The 22,624-nt window shown below is 74.6% G+C and carries 21 protein-coding genes; 13 read left to right on the forward strand and 8 right to left on the reverse strand.

Going from position 1 to position 22,624, the window contains the following annotated elements; all coding sequences use genetic code 11:
- Positions 1–14: 14 nt before the first annotated feature.
- Positions 15–2,033 carry a penicillin-binding transpeptidase domain-containing protein gene (locus BLT72_RS06555; protein WP_157720325.1) on the reverse strand — a complete coding sequence of 673 codons (2,019 nt, stop codon included), beginning with the start codon at positions 2,031–2,033 and terminating at the stop codon, positions 15–17.
- A 76-nt stretch (positions 2,034–2,109) separates the two neighbouring features.
- Here BLT72_RS06555 and BLT72_RS06560 point away from each other — a divergent pair, with 76 nt between their 5' ends.
- The 3 genes from BLT72_RS06560 (at position 2,110) to BLT72_RS06570 (ending at position 4,872) form a co-directional block, all read left to right on the forward strand.
- Positions 2,110–2,751, forward strand: a complete 642-nt coding sequence (locus BLT72_RS06560) for a hypothetical protein (RefSeq protein ID WP_091411287.1) — start codon at positions 2,110–2,112, stop codon at positions 2,749–2,751.
- A 64-nt stretch (positions 2,752–2,815) separates the two neighbouring features.
- On the forward strand, positions 2,816–3,565 hold the full coding sequence (locus BLT72_RS06565) for an esterase family protein (protein WP_231930389.1): 750 nt from the start codon (positions 2,816–2,818) through the stop codon (positions 3,563–3,565).
- Between the two features lie 47 nt (positions 3,566–3,612).
- A complete protein-coding gene (locus BLT72_RS06570) occupies positions 3,613–4,872 on the forward strand; it encodes an ATP-grasp domain-containing protein (RefSeq protein ID WP_091411289.1) in 1,260 nt (419 codons plus the stop codon).
- Between the two features lie 42 nt (positions 4,873–4,914).
- Here the strand turns inward: BLT72_RS06570 and BLT72_RS22100 are convergent, their stop codons facing one another.
- A complete protein-coding gene (locus tag BLT72_RS22100) occupies positions 4,915–5,220 on the reverse strand; it encodes a GNAT family N-acetyltransferase (RefSeq protein WP_157720326.1) in 306 nt (101 codons plus the stop codon).
- A gap of 221 nt (positions 5,221–5,441) precedes the next feature.
- Here BLT72_RS22100 and BLT72_RS22105 point away from each other — a divergent pair, with 221 nt between their 5' ends.
- Both BLT72_RS22105 and BLT72_RS06580 read left to right on the forward strand, forming a co-directional pair.
- Positions 5,442–5,609: a hypothetical protein gene (locus BLT72_RS22105; protein ID WP_157720327.1), complete on the forward strand. Its 168-nt coding sequence runs from the start codon at positions 5,442–5,444 to the stop codon at positions 5,607–5,609.
- Positions 5,606–5,785 carry a hypothetical protein gene (locus BLT72_RS06580; RefSeq protein WP_091411294.1) on the forward strand — a complete coding sequence of 60 codons (180 nt, stop codon included), beginning with the start codon at positions 5,606–5,608 and terminating at the stop codon, positions 5,783–5,785. The genes BLT72_RS22105 and BLT72_RS06580 overlap by 4 nt, the downstream gene beginning before the upstream one ends.
- A 34-nt stretch (positions 5,786–5,819) precedes the next feature.
- On the opposite strand, the gene BLT72_RS06585 is transcribed toward BLT72_RS06580, so the two are convergent.
- Together BLT72_RS06585 and BLT72_RS06590 are read right to left on the reverse strand one after the other, a co-directional pair.
- Positions 5,820–6,428: a GNAT family N-acetyltransferase gene (locus BLT72_RS06585; RefSeq protein ID WP_091411297.1), complete on the reverse strand. Its 609-nt coding sequence runs from the start codon at positions 6,426–6,428 to the stop codon at positions 5,820–5,822.
- A complete protein-coding gene (locus tag BLT72_RS06590; protein ID WP_091411299.1) occupies positions 6,425–7,204 on the reverse strand; it encodes a trans-aconitate 2-methyltransferase in 780 nt (259 codons plus the stop codon). Before BLT72_RS06590 ends, BLT72_RS06585 begins: the two co-directional genes overlap by 4 nt.
- An 85-nt stretch (positions 7,205–7,289) precedes the next feature.
- On the opposite strand from BLT72_RS06590, the gene BLT72_RS06595 reads away from it, so the two are divergent.
- From BLT72_RS06595 to BLT72_RS06605, 3 genes are all read left to right on the forward strand, one after another.
- The gene (locus BLT72_RS06595; RefSeq protein WP_091411302.1) at positions 7,290–8,057 is read left to right on the forward strand and encodes a dienelactone hydrolase family protein; all 768 of its coding nucleotides are present in this window, start codon (positions 7,290–7,292) and stop codon (positions 8,055–8,057) included.
- Between the two features lie 36 nt (positions 8,058–8,093).
- Positions 8,094–9,056 carry a MurR/RpiR family transcriptional regulator gene (locus BLT72_RS06600; protein ID WP_091411305.1) on the forward strand — a complete coding sequence of 321 codons (963 nt, stop codon included), beginning with the start codon at positions 8,094–8,096 and terminating at the stop codon, positions 9,054–9,056.
- 76 nt (positions 9,057–9,132) lie between these two features.
- Positions 9,133–10,365 carry a multidrug effflux MFS transporter gene (locus BLT72_RS06605; protein WP_091411307.1) on the forward strand — a complete coding sequence of 411 codons (1,233 nt, stop codon included), beginning with the start codon at positions 9,133–9,135 and terminating at the stop codon, positions 10,363–10,365.
- A gap of 6 nt (positions 10,366–10,371) precedes the next feature.
- Here BLT72_RS06605 and BLT72_RS06610 read toward each other — a convergent pair whose 3' ends face one another.
- Positions 10,372–11,178 carry a DedA family protein gene (locus BLT72_RS06610; protein ID WP_091411310.1) on the reverse strand — a complete coding sequence of 269 codons (807 nt, stop codon included), beginning with the start codon at positions 11,176–11,178 and terminating at the stop codon, positions 10,372–10,374.
- Positions 11,179–11,221: 43 nt separating this feature from the next.
- Positions 11,222–11,671: an HNH endonuclease gene (locus BLT72_RS06615; RefSeq protein ID WP_091411312.1), complete on the reverse strand. Its 450-nt coding sequence runs from the start codon at positions 11,669–11,671 to the stop codon at positions 11,222–11,224.
- Between the two features lie 201 nt (positions 11,672–11,872).
- Here BLT72_RS06615 and BLT72_RS06620 point away from each other — a divergent pair, with 201 nt between their 5' ends.
- Genes BLT72_RS06620 through BLT72_RS06630 form a run of 3 tightly spaced genes read left to right on the forward strand, consistent with a single transcriptional unit; the run spans position 11,873 to position 17,654 of the window.
- Entirely contained in the window at positions 11,873–12,538 is a 666-nt protein-coding gene (locus BLT72_RS06620; protein WP_091411314.1) for a hypothetical protein, read from the forward strand.
- Between the two features lie 28 nt (positions 12,539–12,566).
- The gene (locus BLT72_RS06625) at positions 12,567–14,132 is read left to right on the forward strand and encodes a DNA polymerase Y family protein (protein WP_342587391.1); all 1,566 of its coding nucleotides are present in this window, start codon (positions 12,567–12,569) and stop codon (positions 14,130–14,132) included.
- Between the two features lie 60 nt (positions 14,133–14,192).
- The gene (locus BLT72_RS06630; protein ID WP_091411317.1) at positions 14,193–17,654 is read left to right on the forward strand and encodes an error-prone DNA polymerase; all 3,462 of its coding nucleotides are present in this window, start codon (positions 14,193–14,195) and stop codon (positions 17,652–17,654) included.
- An 18-nt stretch (positions 17,655–17,672) separates the two neighbouring features.
- Here the strand turns inward: BLT72_RS06630 and BLT72_RS06635 are convergent, their stop codons facing one another.
- Positions 17,673–18,431: a sulfite exporter TauE/SafE family protein gene (locus BLT72_RS06635; RefSeq protein ID WP_231930390.1), complete on the reverse strand. Its 759-nt coding sequence runs from the start codon at positions 18,429–18,431 to the stop codon at positions 17,673–17,675.
- 121 nt (positions 18,432–18,552) lie between these two features.
- On the opposite strand from BLT72_RS06635, the gene BLT72_RS06640 reads away from it, so the two are divergent.
- Both BLT72_RS06640 and BLT72_RS06645 read left to right on the forward strand, forming a co-directional pair.
- The gene (locus tag BLT72_RS06640; protein WP_091411320.1) at positions 18,553–18,912 is read left to right on the forward strand and encodes a hypothetical protein; all 360 of its coding nucleotides are present in this window, start codon (positions 18,553–18,555) and stop codon (positions 18,910–18,912) included.
- Positions 18,913–19,167: 255 nt separating this feature from the next.
- Complete coding sequence (locus BLT72_RS06645) at positions 19,168–20,547, forward strand: ABC transporter substrate-binding protein (RefSeq protein ID WP_197677213.1); 1,380 nt, start codon at positions 19,168–19,170, stop codon at positions 20,545–20,547.
- Positions 20,548–20,658: 111 nt separating this feature from the next.
- Here the strand turns inward: BLT72_RS06645 and BLT72_RS06650 are convergent, their stop codons facing one another.
- Positions 20,659–22,386: an alpha/beta hydrolase gene (locus BLT72_RS06650; protein WP_197677214.1), complete on the reverse strand. Its 1,728-nt coding sequence runs from the start codon at positions 22,384–22,386 to the stop codon at positions 20,659–20,661.
- Positions 22,387–22,624 lie beyond the last annotated feature (238 nt).

The raw sequence follows: 22,624 nt of genomic DNA on the forward strand, positions 1-22,624 counted from the left end.
GGACGACGACCCGGTCAGCGGGACTCGCGGAGGAAGTCGGCCAGCAGGGGTCCGGCGGTCCGGGAGCCGGAGGCGCCGTCGGCGACGAACACCGCAACGGCGAGGTCGCCCTGGGCCGCGATCATCCAGGCGTGGGTCCTGCGCGGCTCGTCGTCGCCGTACTCGGCGGTGCCGGTCTTGGCGATCACGGCGGGACCGCCCAGGTCGCCGAGGACGCCGCCGGCGCTGCCCTGGGTGACGACGCGACGCATCATCGCCTTCAGCTGCTCCGCCTCGTCCCCGGTCAGCGGGGCGCCCTCCGGCTCTGCCACCGTGCCGGTGAGCAGGTGCGGGACGACGGTCTCCCCGGCCTGCACCGACGCGGCGACCGCGGCCATCGCCAGCGGCGAGGCCTGGTCCTTCGCCTGCCCGATCATCGCGGCACCGCGACCGGTCTCGGTCTTCTCCTCGGGCACCGCCCCGAAGAAGGCGGGGAAGCCGACGTCGTAGTCGGTGCCCAGCCCGAGCGACGCGGCGGCTCCGGCCAGGTCGCCCGGGCCGAGCTCGTCCCGCTCGCCGATGAACGCGGTGTTGCACGACTGGGCCAGCGCGGTCTGCAGGTCGATCCGGCCCTGGCTGCTGCTCGGGTAGTCGTCGTAGTTCTTGAAGCGGAAGCCGTCGACCTCGAGCGTCGCCGGGCAGCGCACCGGCGAGGTCGGCGTCAGCCCCGCCCGCAGGAGGGCGAGGGCCGAGGCGACCTTGAAGGTCGAGCCGGGCGGGAACTGGCCGGTGGTCGCCACGGCCTGGTCCCCGGCCCCGGGGCCGTTGGCGGCCGCGAGCACCGCCCCGGTCGACGGCCGGACGGCCACCAGCGCGCTGGCCGGCTCGGTCCCCACCAGCACCGACTCGGCGAGGTCCTGCAGGCTCTGGTTGAGGGTCAGCTCCAGCGGCTTCCCGGCGGTGGGGGCCGCCCGGAACAGGTTGGCGGCCGGGGTCGGGCCCGCCGTCGGCGAGGGGCTGGCCGACGGGCTCGGCGAGGGGCTCGCGCCGGCCGCGGTCAGCTCGGCGCGGACGACCTGCACGCCGGGCACCCCGCGCAGCTGCTGGTCGTAGCGCCGCTGCACCCCCGAGCGCCCCACCTGGTCACCGGCGACCACCGCGCCCTCCGCGGCGTCGACGTCCTCCTTCGTCGCCTCACCGACGGTCCCGAGGATGCTGCGGGCGAAGGTGCGGCTGGGCGCCAGCATCTGGCGGTCCTCGACGGGCAGCGCGCCCTTGATCGCGAGGACGTCCTCGTCGTCGGGCCGGTCCTCTGACTCCGCCCGCAGCGTGATCGCCTCGACGAACGCGGCCGGACCCGCCTTCACGACCTTCGCGACGTAGGCGTCGGCGTCGACGTCCACCAGGTCCGCCAGCTCGCGCGCGGACCTCGACGCCGCCGCACCGCTGACCGCGGTCTTGTCGATCCCGATCCGCACGACCGTCCGCAGGGTGACCAGCGGGTCGCCGTCCTCGCCGAGGATCTCCCCGCGCTCGGGGTAGAGCCGGCGCTGCGACAGCCGGTGGGTGGCGTCCAGCGACGGTTCGAGGAGGGTCGGCTGCCAGCGCGCCTTCCAGGCGCCCGCCTCCCGCACCAGCTCGGCCGGGGCCTCGTAGGTCCACGGGGTCGGCACCCCGGGGAAGGTCCAGCGGTAGCTGAGCGTGCTGCGGGCCGTGTCCCCGTCCGTGCTGACCGGACCGGCCGTCACGGCCGGGGCCAGCGGACCCATGCCGGCGACCAGCGGGTCCAGCTGCGCCTCGACGTCGGCGCCGGTCCCCCCGGCGAAGGCCACCGGGGTGACGTCCTTGGCCGCCAGCCCGGCGGCGAGGGCGTCGGCGGCGGCCTGGGCGCCGTCGCTGCCGGTGTCCGGGTCCGGACCGGGACCGGCGGTGCAGCCGGCCAGCAGCAGCACGGCCACCCCCAGCGGCGCACCACGACGGACCGGACGTGCGCGCCGGGCAGCTGGGCGGGGGCGGGCCGGCACGGGGGGAGGGACGTCGGGGAGCGGACGCATCGGCTCATCGTGCCACCGCCGCAGCGGCTGGCGGTGCTCCCCGGGCTCGTCGGGGCGTCACTTGTAGGGTCCGGTCATGGGCATCTACGCGTCTCGGCCGGGACGACGGGCCGGCCAGCTGCTCGGGGACGGGCTGGTGCTGGCGTGGGTGGTCCTGTGGGCCGTCGTCGGCGTGGTGGTGGACCGCACGGTGTCGCTGCTGGCGGGGCCGGCGCGGGAGACTGCCCGCACCGCCGAGCGGATCGCCGGCACCTTCTCCGACGCCGCCGGCGAGGCCGGGCAGGTGCCCGGCCTGGGCGAGCAGCTGCGCCGGCCCTTCGACTCCGCCTCCGGCTCGTTGGGTGACCTGATCGCCTCGGCGGAGCGGACGGTCGTCGTGGTCGAGCGCATCGCGGCGCTCACCGGCTGGCTGACCTTCCTGGTTCCCGTCGCCGTCGTGCTCGCGCTCTGGCTGCCGCGGCGGATCCGGTTCCACCGCCGGGCCCGGGCCGCGCAGGCCTTCCTCGACTCCAGCGCCGACCTCGACCTGTTCGCGCTCCGGGCCCTGGCCGCCCAGCCGGTGCACGTGCTCGCCCGCATCAGCCCGGACCCGGTCGCCGCCTGGCGGGCCGGGGACCGCGCGGTCATCACCCGGCTCGCGGAGGTGGAGCTGCACCGCAGCGGCCTGGACCTGCCCGCCGAGCTGCGAGTCCCGACCCCGGCCGGGCGGGCCGGATGACCAGTCTGCGGAACGCCCGCCGCCGCCCCACGACGGCGCGGCCGGGGGCCGCCAGGATGGCACCGTGAACCGGCACCAGTTCGAGCTGCCGCTGGGCAGCGGCGTCGACCGCGGGATGACCGTCATCCGCTACGGCCACTACGGCCGCCCGGTCGTGGCCTTCCCCAGCGAGGCCGGGCGGGCCTGGGACTTCGAGCAGAACGGCATGGTGGACGCGGTCGGGCCGCTGCTGCAGGCGGGCCGGGTCAAGCTGTTCTGCGTCGACTCGATCGACGCGGACACGTGGTCGGACCAGAGCCTGCCGACCGAGGAGCGCGCCCGCCGGCACAGCCTCTACACCCGGTGGCTGATCGACGCCCTCGTCCCGGCCGTGCACGACGACACGGCCCCGGGCGCGGAGCTGATCACCACGGGTTGCAGCCTCGGCGCCTACCACGCCGTCCACTTCGCCCTGCAGCGCGCGGACCTCGCACCGCTGGCCATCGGGCTCTCCGGCAACTACGACGTCACCACCTGGCGGGCCTGGGGCGAGCGGGGCGACGCCACCTACTTCGCCAACCCGGCCGACTACGTGCCCAACCTGGAGGGGGACCACCTGGCGTGGCTGCGCAGCCGGCTGTCGGTGCTGCTCGTCGTCGGTCAGGGCGCCTGGGAGACCCACCCGACCGGAGCGCTCCCCTCGACCCTGCGGACCGCCGACCTGCTGCAGGAGCGGGGGATCCGCTGCGAGCTCGACGTGTGGGGGCACGACGTCAGCCACGACTGGGTGTGGTGGCAGCGCCAGCTCGCCCACCACCTGCCACGGTTCTGCTGAGCGCGGGACCGAGGAGCCATCCGACCGGAGAGACGAAGGGGGACGAGATGACCGCACAGCGCCACCTGGTGGGTCTGCTGCTGGGTGCCGAGGAGGACTGGCCGCAGGCCTTCGAGGCGATCACCCGCGCCGTCGGGACCTTCTCCCACGCCGGCGCCGAGCACGTGCTCGACACCGAGCGCGTCCACATCGCCCCGTTCAACCTCCGCGACCGCGCCCGGCACGAGATCGTCATCGACCGGCTCGCCTACTGGTACTACCACCCACGGGAGTGGCTGAAGAAGGTCGCCCTGATGGACGACGTCTACCTGCTCAACTCGCCCTTCACGTTCCAGTCCATGGAGAAGCACGCCGCCTACTGCGCACTGATCCGGCTGGGGATGAAGGTGCCGGACACCGTCCTGGTCCCCTACAAGCACCCCGTCGACAACGTCCGCTGGGCCTACACCTCCCGCAACTACAACGACCCCTTCGACCTGGCCCAGGTCGCCGAGCAGATGGGCTACCCGCTGTTCATGAAGCCGTTCGACGGCGGCGGCTGGCGCGGGGTGTCCCGGGTCGAGGACGAGGCAGCGCTCCGCGCGGCCTACGACGACTCCGGGGAGATGCTGATGCACCTGCAGAAGGCCGTCGAGCCCTTCGACGTCTTCGCGCGGGCGCTCACCATCGGTCCCGAGTCGATGGTGATGCACTTCCGGCCCGACCAGCCGATGCACGACCGGTACGCCGTCGACCACGACTTCCTCACCCCGGAGACCGGGCAGGAGGCCATCACGATCGCCCAGACCGTCAACGCCTTCTTCCGCTGGGAGTTCAACTCCTGCGAGATGCTGGTGCAGGGCGACCAGGTGCTGCCGATCGACTACGCCAACGCCTGCCCCGACGTCGCCGTCACCTCGCTGCACTACTACTTCCCCTGGGCCATGCGGGCGCTCGTCCGCTGGACCGCCTTCTGCGCCGCGACGAGCCGACGGTCCCGGCTGCACGTCGACACGGCCCCCTGGTTCGCCGTCGCCGACGACCCGGGGCTGGACTACCAGGCCAAGCTCGGTCGCTACCAGGCCCTGGCCGACGCCCACTTCGAGCGCGACCGGTACGAGGAGTTCTGCGCGGAGGCGCTGCCGGACCTCGACGAGCGGGTGCTGGCCTGGGTCTCCTCGGCCGACTTCGACCGCGTCCTGGTGGAGACGGTCCGCGCGACCTACCCGCCCGCCGAGCACGAGCGCTTCCTGGCCCACTTCCGGGGCCTCGTGGGCCTGTGGGTGAGCGACGAGACGACGCTGCTGGGCGCCCGCGCGAGCGCCTGACCCCCCGCTCCCGTCCCGGCACTGGCCGCCGGCCCGGAGCGCTCAGGCCAGCAGGTCGGCGACCTCGGGGTGCTCGGCGACGTAGCGGACCGTGAACGAGCAGACCGGCTGGACCGCCAGCCCGGCGGCCCGGACGTCCTCGAACGCCTGCCGGGTGGTCTCGCCGGCCAGTCCCCGGCCCCGGAACCGGGGCGCGGTCCCGGTGTGGGTGAAGGCCAGCACGTCGCCGCGACGGTGGAAGTCGATGACGGTGACCACCTCGCCGTCCAGCCGGCCCTCGTAGCGTCCCCGGTCGTCGTCCCGGGTCACCCGGACCGCGGGCCGGCCGTCCTGGTCCTGCGTGCTCATCGCGCTCCTGCCCGGCCGGGCGCCCTCGTGCTCCGGCCCGGGCAGCGTACGTCGGAGCCGGCGGCCGCCGACAGGCGAGCCGACGACCCATCCGTCCGCCCCCCGGCACCGAACCTCCCCCACGACCGTTCCCGCGGTGCCGACGTCTCGTGGGAGCGCTGCCATCAGGGGATCGGCGGCCGGGAACGCTCCGGCCGGCCGGAGATTTCGGGGGACTTCTCATGCTGCTCAAGACGACGCTGCGCGCTGCCCGCAGCCGGCCCACCTGGGTCCGGCGACGGTGGTGCGACGTCAGCGGTCACGTGGCCGCGGTCCGCTCCGGCGGTCCGTACACCGCGGGGTACGCCCGCTGCGGGCGCTGCGACCGGGTCCTGGGGCCGGGCGCGTGAACGACGTCGCGGCCTGGGGTGTCATCGCCGGCATGGCCGGTTACGGCTTCGCGGTGCTGGGTCTGGCCGGGCTCGCCGTGCGCCGGCGTGCCCGCGCGGAGGGCGCGGCGCCCGTCGCGGCCCCCGCCCGGCCGGCGCCCGTCGTCGATCCCGGGGCGGCACCCGCCGCCGGGTGAGCCGGGCTGGCCCCGGCGGCCCGCCGTGCCGTCCTCAGCGGGCGGCGGCGAGGGCGGTCCGCAGCCGGGCGCGGGCGTCCGGCCACTCCGCCGCGATCATCGCGAACTGGACGGTGTCGCGCCAGCTGCCGTCGGGCCGCGTGCGGTGGTGGCGGAGCACGCCCTCCCGCTCGGCGCCCAGCCGTTCGATCGCCGCCTGCGACCGGGTGTTGCGGATGTCGGTGTGCCACACCACCCGCTCCGCGCGGAGGGTGCTGAACGCGTGCTCCAGCAGCAGCAGCTTGGACTCGGTGTTCAGACCGGTCCGCCAGTGCCGTCGGGCCAGCCAGGTGTTCCCGATGGCCAGGCTGCGGCGGACGGGGTCGACCTCGTAGCAGGAGGTGGTGCCGACCAGCTCGCCCGTGCCGACCAGCCGCTGCGCGAAGGGCTGCTGACCGGGCGTGGTCAGCAGGGTGGCGACGACCCGCCGGGCGGCGGCGAGGTCGGGCACCCGGTAGGACAGGTGCGCCGTCACCTCCGCCGACTCCTCGGCCGTGCCGAGCGCGGCCAGGAAGGCGACCGTGTCGGACAGCCGCAGCGGGGTCAGCTCCAGCCGCTCGCCGCGCAGGGTGACCGGCGCGCCCCACGACCCGCTCCCGCTCACCGGCCCGCCACAACTCGCTGCGCCACCACGAAGACGCGGCGGAACGGCAGCACGGTGCCGCCAGCGCGCTCCGGGTACGCCGCCGTGAGCCGGGACCGGTACTCGGCCTCGAACGCCGGCCGCTGCTCGTCGTCCAGCGCCTGCAGCACCGGGCGGGCCCCGGTGCCCGAGATCCAGCGGAACACCGCGTCGGGGCCCGCGAGCACGTGCAGGTAGGTGGTCTCCCAGGCGTCGACGGTGCAGCCGAGCGCGGTCAGGTCGTCCAGGTAGTCGGCCGGGTCCGCGGCGGCCGGCCGGGCGACGCCCCGGGTCGCGTCGGCGTACCGCGGGTCGGCGGCCAGGGCGTGCAGGAGGGCGTGGCTCGGCTCGGCGAAGTTCCCCGGGACCTGGAAGGCCAGCCACCCACCCGGTCGGACCGCGGCCAGCAGCCGGGGCAGCAGCACCCGGTGCCCGGGCACCCACTGCAGGGTCGCGTTGCTCACCAGCACGTCCACCGGGGCCGCCGGCGTCCACGTGCGCAGGTCGCCCAGGACGAACCGGACCCGCCCGTCGGCGTGCTCCTGGGCCTGCGCGACCATCTCCGGGGAGGAGTCGACGCCGAGCACCGAGGCCGAGGGCCAGCGCCGGGCCAGGGTCGCCGTGAGCTGACCGGGCCCGCAGCCGAGGTCGACGACGGTGGCGGGGTCCTCCGCGCCGACGCGGGCGAGCAGGTCCACGAAGGGCCGGCCCCGTTCGTCGGCGAACTGCAGGTACGTGCTCGGGCTCCAGACCACCATGTCGCGTTCCTCCAGCTCTCTTGACGTCAAGACAACCACGGCGCAGCTGCGCGGGGAAGCCGGGCCGGCGGGCTACCGTGGCGCCATGACGGCCGACACACCCCTCGCACCGCTGCAGGACGCCGAGGTCCCCACCGCCGACGGCCCCATGCCCGCCCTCGTCGTCCGACCGCCGTCGGGCAGCGGTCCCGGGCTGGTGCTGGTCCAGGAGATCTTCGGCGTCACCGGCTACATCCGGCAGCGCGCCGCGGACCTCGCCGCCCTCGGCTACCTGGTCGTGGTGCCCGAGGTCTACTGGCGGCTGCCGGACCACACCCTGCCGGAGGCGGCGGACGACCTGCTGCCGCGGGCGATGGCCCTCGTGCAGCAGCTGGACTGGCCGGCGGCCGTGCAGGACGTCGCCACCGCGGTCCGGTTCACCCGGGACCTCGACGGCGTCGACGGGCGGGTGGGACTGGTCGGCTTCTGCTTCGGCGGCGGGCTCGCGTTCAACGTGGCGGCCGTCGAGCCGGTGGAGGCGCTGGTCAGCTACTACGGGTCGGCCCTCGGGGACCTGCTGGCGCTGGCCGAGCAGGTGAGGACGCCCAGCCTCCACCACTTCGGCACCGACGACGCGTACGTGCCGCCGTCCACCCAGGACGCCATCCGCCGCGCGGTCACCCCCACCGGCGCCCGGTTCGTCAGCCACCCCGGTGCCGGGCACGCGTTCGACAACCCGGCACCCGCGTTCCACCACGCCGAGGCGTCGCGCGAGGCCTGGGCGGTGACGGCGGCCTTCCTCGCCGAGCACCTCCCGCCCCGGGCGGCGGGGGAGTCTTCCGCGGTCCGCACGCCGGCCGGTCCCGGACAGTAGGCTCGCGCACATCCGCAGCGGGGGGAACGAGGTCGGATGAGCACGTCGGAGAGCACGGGCGCGGCCGGGGCGGCTCCGTCCGCCAACGGGACGGCGCCACGACCGACGCTGTCCATCCTGATCCGCGTCCGGGGTGCGCTCCCGAACCTGCGCCCGGCCGAGCGCCGGGTGGCCGAGGCCGTGCTGGCCGACCCGGCGAAGGTGTCGGAGAGCTCGATCACCACCGTCGCCCGGCAGTGCCAGACCTCGGAGACGACGGTGCTGCGGTTCTGCCGCGCCCTCGGCCTGGCCGGCTACCCCGAGCTGCGGATCGCGCTGGCCCGCGCCGCGCAGTGGGAGGAGACCGACCACGCCGCCGGCGGCCCCGTCACCGGGGTGATCACCAAGACCGACACGCTCGCCGAGGTGGTGGCGAAGGTGACCCACGCCGACGCGCGCTCCATCGAGGACACGGGCGCGGCGCTCGACGTCGACGTGCTGGAGGCCGCGGTCTCCGCCGTGGCGGCCGCGCGCCGGGTGGACGTCTACGGGACCGGGGCGAGCGCCCTGGTCGGGCAGGACCTGCAGCTCAAGCTGCACCGGATCGGCCTGGTGTCCTTCCTCTGGTCCCAGCACCACCAGGCGCTGGCCTCGGCCGCGCTGCTGGGAGCCGGCGACGTGGCGATCGGCATCTCCCACACGGGGACGACCGCCGAGGTGGTCGACGCCCTCCGGGTGGCCCGGGAGCGCGGCGCCACGACCATCGGCGTCACCAACTTCGCCGGCTCGGCCATCGCCGAGCACGCCGCGCTCGTGCTCACCACGGCGGCCCGCGAGACCACCTTCCGCTCCGGCGCCATGTCCAGCCGGATCGCCCAGCTCGCCGTCGTCGACTGCCTGTTCACCGGCGTCGCCCAGCGCTCCTACGACTCGGCGGTCGAGGCCCTGGAGAACACCTACGTCGTGGTGCAGGCCCGCCGATCGGCGCGGTCGGGGGCGGTCGTCCGGCCGCTCGACTGAGCGGCCCGTCCGCCGGGCCGTCTCGCCTGGGGGTCCGTGGACCTCCGGGGCGGGACCGGCTGCCACAGTGGCGGGCGTGTCCCGCGACCCCGCCGCCCCGGCCCTGCGCTCCGTCGTCGTGCTGGGGCTGCTGTCGACCTTCGGCCCGCTGTCGCTCGACCTCTACCTGCCCGCCCTGCCCGAGCTGGCCGACGACCTCGCCAGCACCCCCTCCGCCGCCCAGCTGACCATCACGGCGTGCCTGGTGGGGCTCGCGCTCGGCCAGCTGGTGGCCGGCCCGCTCTCGGACCGGTTCGGCCGCCGTCGCCCGCTGCTGGTCGGCCTCGTGGCCTACCTGCTCACCTCCCTGGCCTGCGCGTTCGCGCCGTCGGTGGCGGTGCTCGTCGTCCTCCGGCTGGTGCAGGGCCTGGCCGGCGCCGCCGGGCTGGTGATCGCGCGCGCGGTGGCCCGCGACCTCTACGAGGGCCGGCGGCTGGTGCTGTTCTTCTCCCGGCTGACCCTGATCTCCGGCCTCGCCCCGGTCGTCGCGCCGGTCCTCGGCGGCCAGCTGAGCCGGGTGATGAGCTGGCGCGGGATCTTCGTCGTGCTGGCCGGCTTCGGCGCGCTGCTGCTGGTGGCGGGCCTGCTGCAGCGCGAGACCCTGCCCGCCGAGCGGCGCAGCACCGGCGGGCTGACCACGACGCTGCGCGGCTTCCGGGTGCTGCTGCACGACCGGTTCTTCGTCGGCGCGGCCCTCTCCGCCGGCCTCGCCGGGGCGTCCATGTTCGCCTACATCTCCGGCGCGACCTTCGTCCTGCAGCGCATCTACGGGTTGTCCGCCCAGGGCTTCTCGCTCGTGTTCGGGCTGAACTCCGTCGGCATCATGGTGATGAGCCAGGTGGGCGCCCGGCTCAGCCGGCGGCGCTCGCCCGTCGCGGTGCTCGCCCTCGGGCTGGCGCTCAACCTGCTCGGGGCCTCCGCCCTCGCCGTCACCGTGCTGCTCGACCTGGGGCTCACCTTCCTCGTCCCCTCGCTCTTCGTCATGGTCAGCGCGCTGGGCCTGGTGTTCCCGACCGCGACGGCACTGGCCATGTCGGACTACCCGGAGCAGGCCGGGACGGCGTCCTCGCTGCTGGGCCTCGGCCAGTTCGTCTTCGGGGCGGTCGTGGCCCCGCTGGTGGGGATCGCGGGGGAGGGGACGGCGGTGCCGCTCGGCGTCGTCGCCGTGGTGGTCAGCTCGCTGGCCACGCTGGCCTTCCTGACCCTGGTCCGGCCGGCGGTCCGGGCCCGGTCCGAGGAGGTCCTGCCCAGCACTCCGCCGCCCGCCTGATCCGGCTCAGGCCTGGGCGGCGCGGCGGCGCGACTGCCGGACCGTGGTCACGACCACCCCGACCAGCAGGGCGATCGACAGGTACCAGGAGTACTGGGCGACGACCTCGAGGACGTGCACCGCGGGCTCGCCGATGCTCCAGCCCAGCCAGATGAGCAGCCCGCGCGTGACGGCGGCGCTCAGCACGTCCACGACCAGGAACTTCCGCAGGCTCATCCCGGCCGCCGCGACCGTGGCGTAGACGATCGCTCCCGGCAGGAACGGGATGACGTAGCCGAGGGCGATGGCCGCCACGCCGAACCGCTGGGCCAGCCGCTCGGCCCGGTCCGCGTTGCGGGCGGCGCGGGCGGAGCGGCCGGAGGCCATCTCCAGCATCCCCCGGCCCCACAGCCGGCCCGCCCACCAGTAGATCCAGTCGAACTTCACCGCGCCGAACGTGCCCAGCAGCAGGCCGAGCGGCCAGAAGCCGACCCCGGTCGCGGCCAGTGCCCCGATGGTGACGGCGGAGACCCGGGAGCCGCCGAGGGCGGCGAGCAGGTAGGGGTTGGCGCCCAGCAGCACCGGGCGCAGGGGCAGCAGCACGAGCGCGTAGACCCCGGTCAGGGAGAAGGCGGCCCAGCAGGCGATGTCCTGGCGGCCCGGGCGGCCCTTCCACGGCATCCGCGGGTCGTCCCACCACTCGCGCGGTGCGTCGGGATCGTCCTGCTCGCGCCCGGTCGGGCCCGACCCGTCCGACGGGCGCGGGGTGGCGGCGTCGACGTCGGGTGCCGCGTCGGGCTCCGGGGACGGCGAGGCGGGCTCGGGCTCGGGCACGCGCCCACGGTAGCGACCCGCACCAGGGTGGGCGGGACGTGACTCAGCTGCGCCGGTGGTAGGCCTCACGCCAGGACGGCACGGTGGGCCGCCACGAGAGCAGCATGCGGGCCTCGGCGGGCGTCCGGTCGGCCTTGACGTTGTTGCAGCGGGTGCAGGCGGCGACGGTGTTGAGCCAGGTGTTCTGCCCGCCGCGGGACTGGGGGAGCAGGTGGTCGACGGTGTCGGCGCTGCCGCCGCAGTAGGCGCAGCGGTGCAGGTCACGCCGCAGCACGCCGCGCTTGGACCAGGCCGGGTTGCGGGCGTAGAGGAACGTGGTCCGCACGTAGCGGATCAGCCGCAGCACCACCGGCCACGGGTAGGGGCCGATCGAGTGGCCGTCGCGGGCCTCCTCGACGATGGCCACCTCGCGGACCAGCATCTTGATCGCGTGCTGGACCGAGACGGTGTGCAGCGCGGTGTTGTCGGTGTTCAGCACGATGACCCCGGACACTCCGCACCTCCTCCGATCCTCGCGGCCTGGGCCGGTCGTCCGACCGGCCTGACCAGGGTCCACGAGGACGATGATGTCGTCACCAGGATTATGGCGGGCCGGTCAAGGCTCCCCGTACCCTGTCCCGGTGGGTCGCGTCGCCCTCCACCTCAGGGTGAGACCGCGGTTGACGCAATCGAACACGTGTTCGATTATGGACAGGTGACCGCCCTCCCCTCCGCCGACCGCATCCAGGAGCTGCAGCAGCGCGTCCAGCGGATGCAGGGAGCCGGCGTCACCCGAACGCTCGACAGCCTGCCGGCGCTCGGTGAGGTGCTGCGGCTGCGGACCGGCGGCGCCTACGCGGTGGACAGCCCCAGCCTGGCCATGGCCCTGATGGCCGGGCCGTCGCAGGCCGGGGAGTGGTGCGCCGTCGTCGGGGTGCCCGAGCTGGGGCTGGAGGCCGCCGCCGGCTTCGGCGTGGCGCTGGAGCGCACCATCGTGGTGCCGGCTCCGGGCGAGCACTGGCTCAGCGTCACCGCCGGCCTCGCCGACGTCGTCTCGGTGGTGCTGGTCAAGCCGTCCTCGCCGGTCAGCGAGCACCAGGCCGAGCGGCTGCGCGCCCGGCTCCGCCAGAAGGACGCCGCGCTGATCTGCTGGGGCCGCTGGCCGCGCTCCGACGCCTCCGTCTCGGTGCTCACCTCCTCCTGGACCGGTCTGGGGCAGGGCCACGGGCACCTCCAGGGCCGGTCCGTGGAGGTCGGCGTCCGCCGCGGCGGGGCGCCGGAGCGACGGACCTCGCTGTGGCTGCCCGGCGTCGACGCGCGGGTCAGCCCGGCCGGGCCGGCCGTCCAGCGGGTCCCGCTGACCGCGGTCCGGGCGGGCTGAGGTGGCGGCACTGGTCGAGCGGGGCCCGGTGGCCGCTCCCGCGGACCCCACGCCGGCGGGCCGGTCGGAGGCCGGCGGTCGCCGGGTGATGGTCGTCTGGTGCCCGGACTGGCCGGTGGTGGCCGCGGCCCTGCAGCACGAGCTGTCGCTGGACGCCCCGCTGGCCGTCGTGGAGCGCGGGGAGGTCTTCGCCTGCTCCGCCGCCGCGCGGGCCGAGGGGGTCAAGCGCGGGATGCGCCGCCGCGACGCCTCCGCCCGCTGCCCGGAGCTGGTGGTGGTGGACCGCGTGCCGGAGGTGGAGACCCGCAGCTTCGACGCCGTGCTGGCCGCGGTCGAGGAGGTCAGCGCCGGCGTCGCCCCGGTCAAGCCCGGGCTGTGCGCGCTGACGGTGCCCAGCCGCTTCTACGGCGGTGAGGCGGCCGCGGCCGCGGCCGTGGCCGAGCACCTCGTCGCGCTCGGCGTCTGGGACTGCCGCACGGGCGTCGCCGACGGCATCTTCGCCGCCGAGCAGGCCGCGCGCCGGGCCGCCACCCAGGACTGCACCGTGGTGCCGGCGGGCGGCTCGGCGGCCTTCCTCGCCCCGCTGCCGGTCGGGGCGCTCGAGGACGCCGAGCTGGTCAGCCTGCTCCGCCGGTTGGGGCTGCGGACGCTCGGGGACTTCGCCGCCCTGCCCGCGCGGGACGTGCTGACCCGGTTCGGCTCGTCCGGTGCCTGGCTGCACCGGCTGGCCCGCGGGGTCGACGACCGGACGGCGGTCTCCCGGCAGGTGCCGCCGGAGCTGGAGCAGCGGGTGGCCTTCGAGCCGCCGCTGGAGACCATCGAGCCGATCGTCTTCTCCAGCCGGCGGACCGCCGAGCGGACGGTGACCGAGCTGGCCCGGCACGGCCTGGTCTGCACCGAGGTGCGCGTCGTCGTCACCACCGAGGGTGGCTGGAGCGGCTCCCGGGTCTGGCTGCACGCGCGCTGGTTCAGCACGGCCGACCTGGTCGACCGGCTCTACTGGCAGCTGCAGGGCGACCCGGCGCCCGACCCGGTGTGCGAGGTGCGGTTCGTCCCCGAGGCGGTCGAGTCGATGGCCGACCACGGCGAGGGGCTGTGGGGCAGCGCGGCGGACGAGCGGGTGGAGCGCGGCGTCGCCCGGCTGCAGGGGATGCTCGGCCCCGAGGAGGTGCTGGCGCCCGCCGTCCAGGGCGGCCGCGGCCCGCGGGAGCGGCAGTCGCTGACGCCGTGGGGGGAGCGGGCGGTCTCGTCCCGGCCGGCGGGGCTGCCCTGGCCGGGCTCCATCCCGCCGCCCGCCCCGGCCCGGGTGTTCCGCGAGCCGCAGTCCGCGCTCGTCACCGGCGTCGACGGCCGGCCGGTCGCGGTGACCGAGCGCGGGCTGGTCACCGGGGAGCCGACGCTGTTCACCGTCGACCGGATGGCCCCGCCCACCCAGGTGCAGGCCTGGGCCGGGCCCTGGCCGATCGACGAGCTGTGGTGGGACCCCGCCCAGGCCCGGCGGGTGGCCCGGTTCCAGGTCGTCGGGGTGGACGGCAGCGCCTGGCTGCTGGTCGTGGAGGACGGCCGCTGGTGGTGCGAGGCGCGCTATGACTAGGCCGTCTGCTCCGCTCCCCGACCCCCCTTCGACGAGCTCAGGACAGCGGGAGGTGGCGCCGTGAACTGGGAGAACCCGCCGCTGTCCTGGGCCGAGCTGGAGCGCCGGCTCTCCGACCGGATCCCGCCGACGAAGACCCCGCCGACGGGACCGGGGGAGCAGCCGTTCGCCCGGGCGGTCTCCCCGGACAACCCCACCGACGACTCCGCGCCCGGCTACAAGCGCAAGCGGCCGGCGTACGAGACCCAGGCTCCGGTGGTGGCGCGCCCGGCCGGGCCGGTCGTGCCCTACGCCGAGCTGCACTGCCACAGCAACTTCAGCTTCCTCGACGGCACCGCCGACCCGGAGACCCTCGTCGAGGAGGCGGTCCGGCTGGGGCTGGACTGCCTGGCCCTCACCGACCACGACGGGCTCTACGGCGCGGCCCGGTTCGCGGAGGCGGCGACGGCCCACGACCTGCGCACCGTCTACGGGGCCGAGCTGTCGCTGGGCCTGACCGCCCCGCAGAACGGCGTCGCCGACCCCGAGGGCGGGCACCTGCTGGTGCTCGCCGCCGGCGTCTCGGGCTACCACCGGCTGGCTGCGTCGATCACCGAGGCGCAGCTGCGGGGCGGGGAGAAGGGCCGGCCGCGCTACGACCTCGACGAGCTCGGCGCCGCGGCGGGCGGGGAGTGGGTGGTGCTCACCGGCTGCCGCAAGGGTGCGGTGCGCTCGGCGCTGGTCCGGGGTGGGACGGAGGCGGCGGCGCAGGAGCTGGACCGGCTGACGGCGCTGTTCGGTCACGGCCAGGTGGTGGTGGAGCTGACCAGCTCCGGGCTGCCGACCGACACGAGCGTCAACGACGCGCTGGCCGGTCTGGCCGCCGACCACGGGCTGCGCACCGTGGCCACCGGCAACGTGCACTTCGCCACTCCCGCGGAGTACCGGCTGGGGGCGGCGATGGCGGCCGTCCGGGCGCGCCGGAGCCTGACCGAGATGGACGGCTGGCTGCCCCCGCCGGGGGCGCACCTGCGCTCGGGGGAGGAGATGCAGCAGCGCTTCACCCGCTACCCGGGGGCGGTGGCGGCGAGCACCGCGCTGGCCGACGAGCTGGCCTTCGCGCTGCGGCTGGCCAAGCCGCGGCTGCCCAAGCAGCAGGTGCCGCCCGGCCACACCCCGATCAGCTGGCTGCGCGAGCTGTCCCGGCGCGGCGCGGACGAGCGCTACGGGGCGAACCGGGCGGTGGCGCACGAGCGGCTGCAGCGCGAGCTGGCGGTGATCGAGGAGAAGGACTTCCCGGGCTACTTCCTCATCGTGCACGACGCCGTCGCCTTCGCCCGCGAGCGCGGCATCCTCTGCCAGGGCCGCGGCTCGGCCGCCAACTCGGTCGTCTGCTACGTCCTCGGCATCACCGCCGTCGACCCGATCAAGTACCAGCTGCCGTTCGAGCGGTTCCTCTCCCTGACCCGCGACGAGGAGCCCGACATCGACGTCGACTTCGACTCCGACCGCCGCGAGGAGGTGATCCAGGAGGTCTACCGGCGCTACGGCCGGCGCAACGCCGCCCAGGTCGCCAACGTCATCAGCTACCGCCCGAAGTCCGCGGTCCGCGACATGGCGAAGGCGCTCGGCTACTCCACCGGGCAGCAGGACGCGTGGTCCAAGCAGATCGACGCGTTCGGGGCGATGCCGCTGGACCAGGACCACTCCATCCCCGCTCCGGTCATCGACCTGGCCGACCAGCTGCTCAAGGCGCCCCGGCACCTCGGCATCCACTCCGGCGGGATGGTGCTCACCGACCGGCCCGTCGGGGAGGTCTGCCCGATCGAGCCGGGGCGGATGGAGGACCGGACCGTCCTGCAGTGGGACAAGGACAGCTGCGCCTGGATGGGGCTGGTGAAGTTCGACTTCCTGGGCCTGGGCATCCTCAGCGCCATCCAGCACAGCTTCGACGTCGTCGCCGAGCGGGTGGGGGAGCGCTGGACCCTGGACACCATGCCCAAGGAGGAGGCCGGCGTCTTCGACATGCTCTGCCGGGCCGACTCCATCGGCGTCTTCCAGGTGGAGAGCCGGGCCCAGATCGGCACGCTGCCGCGGCTGCAGCCGCGGCGGTTCTACGACCTGGTGATCGAGATCGCGCTGATCCGGCCCGGGCCCATCCAGGGCGGGGCCGTGCACCCCTACATCCGGCGGGCCACCGGCAAGGAGGAGGTGAGCTACCTGCACCCCAAGCTGGAGCCGGTGCTGGAGCGGACGAAGGGCATCCCGCTGTTCCAGGAGCAGCTGATGCAGATCGCCATGGCGGTCGGGAACTGCACCGGCGACGACGCCGACCTGCTGCGCCGGGCGATGGGCTCCAAGCGGGGGGTCGAGAAGATCGAGCGGCTGCGCGAGAAGCTGTACGCGGGGATGGCCAGCCACGGCATCACCGGCGCGGTCGCCGACGAGATCTACGGCAAGATCCAGGCCTTCGCCAACTTCGGGTTCGCGGAGAGCCACGCGATCAGCTTCGCCCTGCTGGTCTACGCCTCGGCCTGGCTCAAGCTGCACTACCCGGGCGCCTTCCTGGCCGGCCTGCTGCGGGCCCAGCCGATGGGCTTCTACTCCCCGCAGTCCCTGGTCGGCGACGCCCGTCGGCACGGGGTGGAGATCCGCCGGCCCGACGTGCTGCGCTCCGGGGTGGACGCCGACCTGGAGCCGGTCGAGCCCGGCCGCTCGGGTCCGACGGGTCCGGCGCGCTGCCGCGACCGCGACCAGGACCCGGTGGGGCGGTTCGTCCGGGACGCCCCCGACCGCACCCGGGAGCACCGCCGGGACGGTCACTTCAGCGTCCGGCTGGGCCTGGTCGAGGTGCAGGGCCTGGGCCGGGAGGTCGCCCAGCGGCTGGTCGCCGAACGCGAGCGCGCTCCCTTCGCCAACCAGAACGACGTCGTCCGGCGGGCCGGGCTGACGGTGGCCCAGACCGAGGCGCTGGCCACCGCCGGGGCCTTCGACGGGTTCGGGCTGTCCCGGCGCCAGGCGCTGTGGAACGCCGGCTACGCCGACGACCTGGACACCCTGCCGGGCTCGGCCATCGACGCCGCGCCGCCGACGCTGCCCGGGATGAGCCCGGTGGAGCTGACCCTGGCCGACCTGTGGTCCACCCAGATCTCCCCCGACGACCACCCGGTCGGCCACCTCCGTCCGGTGCTGGACGAGCAGGGGATCGTGCCGATCAGCGCCCTGGGTCCGGCCGACGACGGCCGCCGCCTGCGGGTGGCGGGCCTGGTCACCCACCGGCAGCGGCCGGGCACCGCCGGGGGCATCACCTTCCTCAACCTGGAGGACGAGACGGGGATGCTCAACATCGTCTGCGCTGAGCCGATGTGGCGGGCGTTCCGCCGGGTCGGTCGGAACGCGAACGCCATGCTGATCCGCGGCCGGGTGGAGCACAGCGAGGGCGTCACCAACCTCGTCGCCGACAAGCTGGAGCCGCTCAGCACCGTCGTCCCGGCCGCACGGGGGACCCTGCCCAGCCGGCACCCGTCCCGCGACTTCCGCTGACGGTCCCGGCCGGCCCGGTCAGCCTGCCCGGGCCTGGAGGACGGCGGCCAGCGCCAGCCCGGCCACCGCGACCCCGATCCGCAGCGGGGTCTCCGGGAGCCGGCGGACCAGCGGCGGGCCGAGCGTGGACCCGATCACCGCCCCGACGACCAGGGGCGGCACGGCCCACCAGTCGACGGTGCCGGTGACGGCGAAGATCACGGCCGCGGTGGTGTTGGCGGCACCGACGACGACGCTGCGCAGGGCGGCCAGCCGGGCCAGCGGGTCCGACAGCACCGCCCCGAAGGTGGCCAGCAGCAGCACGCCGGCGGCGGCGCCGAAGTAGCCGCAGTAGACGGTCACCGCGCCGACGACGACGAGCACCACCGGGTGCCGCTCGTGCAGCCGGCCGGCGTGCCAGCGGCGCAGCAAGGGGCGCGCCAGCAGCACCAGCGAGCCGAACGCCACCAGCCACGGCACCACCCGCTCGAACACCCCCGGCGGCAGCCGGAGCAGCAGCAGGGCGCCGGCCGCCCCGCCGACCACGGCCAGCCCGCCGAAGGTGAGGATGCGCCGGCGCTGGCCCACCAGCTCCGGGCGGGCGGCGGCGACCCCGCCCAGGGTCACCCCCGTCAGCGCCACCGAGTTGGTGACGTTGGCCGTCAGCGGCGGCACCCCCAGGGCCAGCAGCACGGGGAACGAGACCAGGGAGGCCAGTCCCGCGGCGTACCCGACGATCCCCGAGCCGACGCCGGCCAGCAGCAGCAGGGCGGCGCGCAGCAGGTCGTCGGAGCTCACCGGTGGACGCCCTCCTCGGCGGTCGGGCCGACGGCGGTCGGCGGGGCGACGGGGCCGGCCGCCGGTCCATCCTCGGCCACGACGCGGCCGCCGCCCGTCCGCGGGCGGCAGAGTGGGACACGTGACCGACGTCCTGCTGATCGCCCTGTACGTCTCCGCGGGGATCGCCGCGGCCTGGGAGGCGCGGCGCAAGGGCTACGACGACCGGCTGTTCCTGGTGGTGGGCCTCGTGCTGGGCCCGGTCGCCCTGCTGCTGATGCTGCTCCTCCCGCCGCGGGCGCTGCAGGTGGGCACCGTCGTGCGGCCCGCCGCCCCGATCGCCCTCGAGGACGGCCGTCGCCTCCGCCCCTCCCACGTGTCCGTGGTGCGCGAGGTCGCGGTGCTCGACGGGGCGGTCCTCTGCCGGATCACCGGACCCGACGCCGCCCCGCACTGGGTCGCCCAGGAGGCCCTCACCCGGGTCCGCGGCCGCTCGGTCTGAACGTGGCGCAGAAGGGTACTGGTGCTTCTCACGTTCGGCGCCGAGTCGTTCTCGGATGCACGTGGAGCACTTCTCCCGCCCTGGTCAGGGCCCGGTTGACCACCCTCCCAGGCTGACCCGGCGACACGGGCCCGCGCGGCTTGTCACTTCTCGGGAGCTCGACTACGTTCCCCCTGGGACCGGTGCCCCCCGACCGGGGGGCGCGGTCCCGCGCGGTCACGACGGAGCGACCGCGTCCACTGGAGAGGAACCGCGGTGAAGAACAGCCACAAGACCCTGCTCGCTCTCGGTCTGGCCACGAGCCTGGGCCTGATGAGCGCATGCGGTGGGGGTGGGGAGGCCGGCTCGGAGGAGTCGGCGGACACGGGTCCCGCTTTCACGACCAACGCCACCGGCAACCTGAGCGCCTGGGGCTTCGAGAACGCCGACGAGGTGGGCACCTCCCGCCTCGACTACGCGAAGGAGAAGCTCACCGGCGTCACGATCAAGATCGACGCCACGGCCTTCGACGCGCAGAAGTTCACCACCCGCGCCGCCAGCGGTGAGGTGCCCGACGTGGTCCAGATGGACCGCGGCCTGGTCGCCACCTACGCCGCCCAGGACCTGATCCTGCCGCTGGACAGCTGCTTCTCGGCGCACACGGTCGACGTGAAGTCGCAGTACTACCCGTCCGTCGTCGACGACGTCAGCTACGACGGCCACGTGTGGGCGGTGCCGCAGTTCTACCAGCCGCCCGCGATCATCCTGAACAAGCGGGTGATGGACGCCGCCGGGGTGACCGAGGCCGACATCGACACCTCGAAGCCGGACGTGCTGCTGCCGGCGGTGGAGAAGATGTACAAGGCCAACGGCAACAACCCGACGACGATGGGCTTCGACCCGGTCGCCACCGGGCAGTCGGCGCTGTGGATCCTCGGCCTGGGAGGTCAGCTGATCGACGCCGAGGGCGTGCCGACGCTCGACAACCCGGGGAACACCAAGGCGCTCGCGTTCCTCAAGCAGCTGCTGGACGCCCAGGGCGGCTACGCGAAGGTGAAGAGCTTCACCGACTCCTTCGACACCTTCGGCGCGAAGAACCAGTACGTGAAGGACCAGGTCGGCGCGCAGGTCAACGCCCAGTGGTACGTCAACGTGCTCACGCCCTACGTCAAGGACGTCGACATCGCGGCGGTGCCGTTCAAGGGTGTCGACGGCCAGCCCTTCACCGTGGCCGGCGGCTCGTCGTTCGTGATCCCGAAGGCCGCCAAGAACCCGGACGCCGCCTGCGCCTGGGCGATCAACCTGACGGCCCAGGACGCGTGGATGGCCGCCGGGGCAGCCCGGGCCAAGACCATCGCCAAGACGCCGGGGGCCATCAACACCGGCCTGTTCACCGGGTCGCCGGCCGCCGACGAGGCCATCCGGACCAAGTACGTCAAGACCAGCGACAACCCGGGCTTCAACCAGACGATCTCGACCTACTACGACGTCGTGGCCACCGGGAAGTCGAACGGCGCCTCGCCGGCGGGCCAGCAGATCAGCACGGAGCTGCAGAACGCCATCACCTCCTCGCTGCTGGGCACCAAGAGCCCCGAGGAGGCGCTCAAGGACGCCCAGACGGCGGCCATGCGCGCCTACAACCAGGTCGCGGGCTGACGTACGGCTCCCAGCACGGCACCAGCACGGCGGACGGCCCCGGACCTCGGTCCGGGGCCGTGCGTGCGTCTCGGGCAGCCGGCGCGGGGTTCCCCTGGACGCTGCGCCGGCTCAGCGGAGGGCTGGTGACCGACCGCTGCTGGCCTCCAGCGGCTGGGCCAGCCTCTGCCGGAGCTGCGCCTGCTGGTGCTGGACGCTCTCCACCTCGAACGGATCGGACTCGAACGGCTGCAGGTCACCACGGCAGACCGGGTAGCTGGCCGCCACCTCGCCGGTCAGCAGGTAGGTGTCGACGGCCTGCGTGGCGCACGCGGAGCTCCCGTAGGCGGTGTGGCCCCAGGAGTCGCTGGAGAGCAGGCGGCTGTTGGGCAGCAGCCGAGCACTCGTCACGGCCCCTTGGTAGTTGGTGATGGGGTCCCAGTAGTTGCCGACGACGAGGACGGGCGCCGCGGTGCGGGTGGTGAAGGGGCCGCGGTAGGCGTCCTCGTCGTTCCCGCGGAAGGCGTCCGCAGCACAGGAGGACCAGTTCCAGGTCACCAGGCGCCCGAAGTAGGGGGCGCGCCCGTCCGCCCGCGCCGCGCGGGCGGGGTAGTCGGCCGCCCGGGTGCCCTCGACCGAGTCGGTGCAGCTGACCGCGGCGAAGGCGTCGAAGTCGTTGTCGTACGGGAACCCGGCACGGGGGTGCTCCCGCAGCGTCTCGGTCTGCCGCCGCACCTCCACCAGCGACTGCACCGCCGTGCTGCGGGCCGCCGCGGTGCGCTGCTGGGCCGGCGGCTCGGTCAGCAGTTGCAGGGCTGCGAGGGTCTCGATGATGTAGGCGTAGCCGGCCTGGTCGTAGAGATAGCTGAACAGGTCACCGACCAGGTCGGAGTAGCGATAGGTGAACGTCTCGCCCGTGAACGGGTCGGTCTCGGTCAACGGCGCGGTCTTGAGCCGTTCGGCGATCACGTCGAGGTTCGCCACCGGGTCCCCCAACGCGAAGCTGCACCGAGCCCCTCCGGCCCGGTCGCACGCGACCAGGATCTTCCGGAGGGCTTGCCAGGCCCCGTCCGCGGCGAGCAGACGGTCGCCCAGCGGCGCACCGGCGTTCGCGCGGGTGCCGGCCCAGCGTTGCGGGTCGAGCACCCCGTCCACGGCCAGCGCCCGGAAGCGGTCGGGGAACATGTTGGCGTAGACCTGCCCGAGATAGCTGCCGTAGGACCAGCCGAAGTAGGAGAGCCTGCTGTCGCCGACGCTGCGGCGCATCAGCTCCATGTCTCGCGCCACCTCGGCCGTGGACATGGACAGGGCCAGCCCCCCGCGGTTGGTGCAGGCCTTGCCGTTGGCCCTGTTGGCTGCGGTCCAGGCCGCCTCCTCGGCTGGCGTGGTGGGGAAGTAGGCGTCGTAGGCGTCCAGCACGGGCATCTGCTGCCGTGCGCCGTCGAAGCACTCGACGTTCTGGCTGACCCCGACACCGCGCGGCTCCATGCCCACGATGTCGAACCTGTCGAGGATGTCCGCGGAGTAGACGTAGGGGGCGTTGAGCGCCAGTCCGGCGGCCGATCCGCCCGGGCCTCCCGGGTTGACGAACAGGCTCCCGATGCGCCGCTGCGGGTCGCGGGCTCTGACCCGGACGAGGCTCAGCTCGACCTTGGCTCCGGTGGGCCGGTCGTAGTCGAGCGGGACCTTCACGGCCGCGCAGTCGGCTCCGCCGTAGCAGGACCACCAGTCCAGCGCTGGTGCGGGAACGGCATCCATCTTCCGGGCCTCCGCGACCGCCGAGAACGCACCGACGCGGGCCGTCGCGGGGCCCGCCCCTCCCAGTTGCAGCACGGCTCCGGCCAGTGCGGCCGTGGTCACGGCGCAGATCATCTTCCTGCCGACTCGTGTGGACAAGTCGCCCCCCTTGGCTCCTGCGACGCCTCGTCGCGTCGCTCGGTCGACGCTAGTGGGAGGCGGCGGAGAAACGCCAGGAAAATCCGCGCTGGATCGTTCAACAATGCGAGGGGATGACGTCATGAATAGGTCCGGAATGGCCCCGGGGTGATGCAGGTCTGACGCGAATACCGGACATCTCGACGTCCGTGGGCAGCGGACC

Source organism: Friedmanniella luteola, assembly GCF_900105065.1.
GTDB lineage: Bacteria > Actinomycetota > Actinomycetes > Propionibacteriales > Propionibacteriaceae > Microlunatus > Microlunatus luteolus.